The sequence below is a fragment of the Rhizobium sp. BK098 genome, from assembly GCF_014193155.1.
In the GTDB taxonomy this organism is placed as follows: Bacteria; Pseudomonadota; Alphaproteobacteria; order Rhizobiales; family Rhizobiaceae; genus Rhizobium.
Window position 1 is genome coordinate 1 of sequence record NZ_JACHYY010000037.1, and the last position, 5,363, is coordinate 5,363.

The 5,363-nt window shown below is 56.1% G+C and carries 2 protein-coding genes and 1 pseudogene; all 3 read left to right on the forward strand.

Annotated elements, in window-relative coordinates; genetic code table 11:
* Positions 1-93: 93 nt before the first annotated feature.
* A pseudogene (locus tag FHT73_RS29095) lies at positions 94-570 on the forward strand (3'-5' exonuclease); the annotation flags it as partial.
* A 711-nt stretch (positions 571-1,281) separates the two neighbouring features.
* Positions 1,282-3,069, forward strand: coding sequence for a PAS domain-containing methyl-accepting chemotaxis protein (locus tag FHT73_RS29100; RefSeq protein ID WP_183716518.1), 1,788 nt, complete (start codon positions 1,282-1,284; stop codon positions 3,067-3,069).
* Between the two features lie 485 nt (positions 3,070-3,554).
* Entirely contained in the window at positions 3,555-5,219 is a 1,665-nt protein-coding gene (locus FHT73_RS29105; protein ID WP_246712278.1) for a hypothetical protein, read from the forward strand.
* The last annotated feature ends 144 nt before the right edge of the window (positions 5,220-5,363 follow it).

Sequence of the window (5,363 nt, forward strand, 5' to 3'; positions counted from 1 at the left end):
CTGTCGCTCACCGCGTTGGGGGAAGGTTCACATGGCTCAATTCTCAATGGAAATTATGCGCCTGACCGGCTCAGTTCCGCGTGAAAACCAACAGAGGCCTTCTCCTCGATCTTTTCCCGCAAAGCCTGGGCTTGTTCCAATTCCGAGATCGATTGGAGCGCCAGGGGATATGAGGGAACCAAGCTTGGCTATCTCATCAACCAGAGTGGCCATTTCCATGTCGGGCACCGCGCCGTCGATGACTGCTTTGCGCTGCTGGAGGTGCTGGCGCTCCCTCGGGGAGATAATGATCAAACACCTTTTGCCGAGCTTTACCACGCAAGCCAGCGTTCCCGCGTGCGCATCTTCGCGGAGAACTCACCCTTCGATCTCAAGGATCGGCTAAAAGAGCGAGGCTATCGCTGGTCTGATGGAAGCGACGGCCGGCCGAAATCGTGGTGGATCGAAATTGACGAAGAGGCCATGGAAGACGAGCTCCGCTTCCTGCGAGCCGAGATTTACCGCTGGCAGGATGCCGATCCGCCGGTCCAGCGCTTGACGGCGTTCGACAGGTTCAAAGGGCGAAGGTAAGTTCAGCCGGACGCCACTGCAGCGAGGATCACTCAGCTTGCCAGGTGGGCTTTCAAACAATAACCGAAAACAACGACCGTCGGCAGAACGCTTCAATCTCACGCTCAAAGCGCTCGAAAGCGTCCCAGACCCACGGTTCGTAAGGCTCAAGGCCGTCATTGCGATACAGGCTACGCAATCTGAGCATCCTCAAGAGCCGCAAGTCTATAAATCGCATCGCCTGCTACCGAAACTGAGCTTCTACCTCCATAACACCAGCACCTCGGAGGCTGTCCATCCATTAGAAACGCAAAAACTAAAGAACCCGGCAGGTGTTGCAAAATTGACGGCCGGAGATTGCAGCTCACTTGCGGCGTCAAACAGCTCTATGCGATCCCTGTTTCGTAGTGCGAGCCACCGCATGGACCATGCCATCTCGATTTCGGCTCGACCGTCCGCGACTGAAATAACCGCTCTGTTTTCGGCCGTGGCATGGCGCCGCCAACAAACCTTCTCCGCCAGGCGATACAGCCAGTATATTTTGTTTGTAGCGCGTAGAGCCACGCCCCCCACAATCAACGAGGGTGCCTTCACGACAGGGTGGAGCAAAACTCAAAGATCCATTATAATATTAGCAGATATAGATTATAGTTAATCACATTTTAATCAGGGCGATGTAATATTTTACTGCAATTTAACTTCGGATACTCCAAAAAATACAGGGATGATCGAATGGTTATTTTTGATCGCGGTCCAGATGCCATTGCTGTTCTTACCGCATTGTCAAAATCGCAGGCCATGATCGAATTCGATCTTGCCGGTAGGATCCTCACTGCCAACGAACGCTTTTGTCGAGCACTCGGCTATGAACTGGCGGAGATCGTCGGGAAGCATCATAGCATGTTCGTCGAACCAGCTTATGCGGGGTCTCCGGAATACAAGGCTTTTTGGTCGAAGCTTGCGGCCGGCACTTTCGACCAGCAACAATATAAGCGCATCGGCAAGGGCGGTAGAGAGGTCTGGATCGAAGCCTCCTATAATCCGGTCTTTCGCCGGGGAAAGCCGGTCAAGGTCGTCAAGATTGCTACCGATATTACGGCGAGTAAGCTGAAGACGGCCGAGGACTCCGGCAAGATCGAGGCACTTTCGCGCGCGCAGGCTGTGATAGAGTTCACTCCCACAGGCGAGATCCTGACCGCGAACGAAAACTTCCTCTCTGCGCTCGGCTATTCGCTCGCGGAAATTCAAGGCAAGCATCACTCAATGTTCTGCGAGCCGTCCCACACCGCGTCGAGTGCATATCGGGATTTCTGGAAAAAATTAGCTGCTGGTGAGCTCATCGCTGATGAATTCATGCGGCTCGGGAAAGGTGGTCGAAAGGTCTACATTCAGGCGTCGTACAACCCCATTTTCGATCTAAACGGCAAGGTTTTCAAAGTCGTCAAATTCGCCACCGACGTGACCAGCCGTGTCGAAAATGTCAATCAACTCGCCGGGTGTTTGACAAATCTCGCTGAGGGGGATCTGTCGCAGGAAATCGAGAAGGCTTTCATTCCCTCGCTTGAGCGGTTGCGAACCGATTTCAACAGTGCTTCCGACAAGCTGAAGCAGGCGATGGCAACGGTCGCGGAAAACGCGCATGCGATTGCCTCCGGATCGAATGAGGTCCGGGTTGCTGCAGATGATCTTGCCAAGAGGACTGAGCAGCAGGCAGCCTCGATTGAGGAGACCGCTGCCGCCCTCGAGGAGATCACCACGACCGTGAAGAATTCCAGCCAAAGGGCTGAAGAAGCAGGAAGACTTGTTGCGCGAGCACGAGCCCATGCCGAGCATTCAGGCGGCGTCGTGCGCAATGCCATTGGCGCCATGGATCAGATCGAGGCCTCTTCGCGCGAGATATCCAGCATCATCGGCGTTATCGATGAGATTGCCTTTCAGACGAACCTTTTGGCGCTGAATGCGGGAGTCGAAGCTGCGAGGGCCGGAGATGCCGGTAAAGGCTTTGCCGTTGTCGCACAAGAGGTCCGCGAACTCGCTCAACGATCGGCAAAGGCGGCAAAAGAGATCAAGACTTTGATCACCGCATCTGGCGCCCAGGTCGCCAATGGCGTCGCGCTGGTTACCAGTGCCGGCGGGGCTCTGCAGGAAATCGCCACCCAAGTCCAGGAGATCGACACCAACGTCGTGGCGATCGTCGAGGCGGCAAGAGAACAGTCGACCGCTCTCGGCGAGATCAATCAGGCAGTCGATACCGTCGATCAAAGCACACAGAAAAATGCGGCCATGGTGGAGGAGCAGACGGCCGCCAGCCATAGTCTCGCACGCGAGGCGGCTGCGCTGTTCCAGCTGCTCGGGCAATTCAAATATGGCGAGGCGGCGCGAGCTTCCCAACCGGCCAAGCCGCTCAATCGTCCGGCCAATCCTCCCCTTCAAGCCGCTGGCCGGCGCATACGTCCACAATTCCAGACGCAGGGCTCCGCTGCCCTGTCCGTTGATAACAACAGCTGGGAAGAGTTTTGATCGACAATTCGATTCCGAACTTTCGGTCCTTCTACCTGTCTCTTCCAAATGGCCGATTGCGATGCCCCCGAGCTCTGCAGTTCAATTTCCTTAGTGATGGACGCCTTGAACAGATTCGAACCAACGGCCCCATGGTTAGAAAGTGCTTCCCTCCTCAAGTTTTCCAATAGCACGCATCGCCCTAGCGTCGATGGAATGTCCGACCCGAGGCCGACGGCTTCCAACGACCTACCGATCACGGTTTCGCTTGGGAAGGACTGCTAAATACAACTCTCGGAGATTTTTCGGGATAGAGGCCGTGCGCAATTCTCCAACCCAGTTTTGGCATCCATCGAAGAGGCGATGTATCGCATTCGGTATTGCGCGTTACAGTTGATGCGATAACATGCATCTGGTGTTTTTCGGGGTGAGTACCGGTGTTGCTGCGTCGATCCGTTCTGGCCATCATCGCATCCGCAACCTTGTTCGGCGCGGCGCATGCAGACATGACGATACAGAGGATACCAATAGAAAACGCGGCTCCCGTTCTTCTTCTGAAGGGTGAATTCAGCCAGTCGGATGATCCTCAGCAGCTCTCCCGGGAGGTCGCAGCAAGCGGCGCCAAGGCTGTTACCTTTGACAGCAACGGCGGCAACATCCTTGCAGCGATGGCCTACGGCAGGATGATCCGGTCGCTCGGGCTGGCGACGTTTCAGCTGCGTGCCAGCCAATGCGCATCCGCCTGCACGCTGGCATTCGTCGGCGGGCTGATCCGCCAAGCAGAGCCGGGCGCCATCGGTGTTCATCAATCTTCGTTTGCGCCAGGGGCCGGGCTCGACAGTCCCACAGCCGTAGCTGCGATACAGACAATGACGGCACAAATCATGTCGTATTTTACGGAGATGGGCGTCGATCCAAAGTTGCTCCAGGTCAGCCTCTCCGTACCCAGCGACGATATGCGGTATCTCACCGCCAGCGAGATGCAGAGCTATGGCGTGACCTTCGGCAACCTGAAGGATATAGCTGGCCAGTTTACCGCAGCAGGAGCGGCTGTGCCGGCGCCTCCCTCTTCCGCATCGCAGGAACCTGCAGCACAGACAACCGAGCAAAAGGCCAGGGCCTTCATATCTGCCTATTACGACGCATGGTCTGGCGGGAATACCGAAGCCGTTGCATTCATGGAAAAGACGTATGGCGAGACCGTGGATTTCTACGGGAAAGCGACACCCAAAGCGGAGGTGGTCACTGCAAAGCGCGACTTTGCGACACGATGGCCGATACGGGCATACAGCGAAAAGCCGCAGTCTCTGAAGATCAGCTGTTCCGATACCTGTAGGATCGACGGAAATGTCGATTGGTACGCAAAGCGCGCCGGCGATCGCATATCGTCGGGAACTGCGGAGTTCGCCTTCGTCTGGGATGTGAAGACCGGAACAATCATATCGGAGAGTGGAAAGGTCAACGAGGCGGATAAGGGAGCCTCCGCACCGATCCGCCTGATAGCGCAGTGGCAAGAGCAAAATGGAACATGCCGCGGTGGTAGTGGAGATTCGACTGACACTCTGGCAGCCTGTGACCGACGCGAGCGCATCGCAGCCAAGCTTCAGACCGTCGGCTGGTGCTTTGGTCGCGAAGGCGAGTATGGCTATCAAATGGACTGGCATGCATGTGACGTCCCATCGTCTCCGAAAATAGCTGCAGGCGCCAACGCATCAGGTGCACCGAGTGTCGTGCGGAAAAACCCGGCCGACTTTCCAACCTCAGGCCGATTTGCCGGAAGGACGATGCTACCGGACTTCAAGGGGCGAGACCGCGAGTTCAATTCCTTCAGAACTCGCATCCGTGATGGCATGCGCCAAGGACCCAACTTTGCGGGGCACTACACCCTTATTCAGATCGGCTGCGGAACGGGATGCTCCTTCGCGATCGTCGCCGACAACAAGACTGGCCAGCCGGCGAGCTTTCCGCGCGGCGGCGAAGCTAACATGTATCTCACGTTGGATTATCGTCTCGAAAGTCGCCTGCTTGCGGCTCAATGGTTCAGCTACGACGCTGGTCGCTGCTTTCTTGAGTATTTCGATTTTGATCGAGATGAGTGGAAACCGCTAACCAAGGCTGACATCGGAAATAGCGATACCTGCTACAAGACCATCGAAGAAAATCTTCACTGATGCCGCGCTGTCGTGGCTCAGAAGGGTGGCGTCGCCTTAACTGATTCTAGCCGAAGGAGGGGCTTGTGCGCCGAACGTCAGAGCACGCTGGACAATGCGATTTCACGCCAGGTTGTGACGGCATCGGCGCGGAGTTGGCGGTGG

Bases quoted from the DNA above. Each gene is read 5' to 3' on its own strand.
- FHT73_RS29100 (WP_183716518.1), top strand. From the start codon at position 1,282: ATGGTTATTTTTGATCGCGGTCCAGATGCCATTGCTGTTCTTACCGCA.
- FHT73_RS29105 (WP_246712278.1), top strand. From the start codon at position 3,555: ATGACGATACAGAGGATACCAATAGAAAACGCGGCTCCCGTTCTTCTT.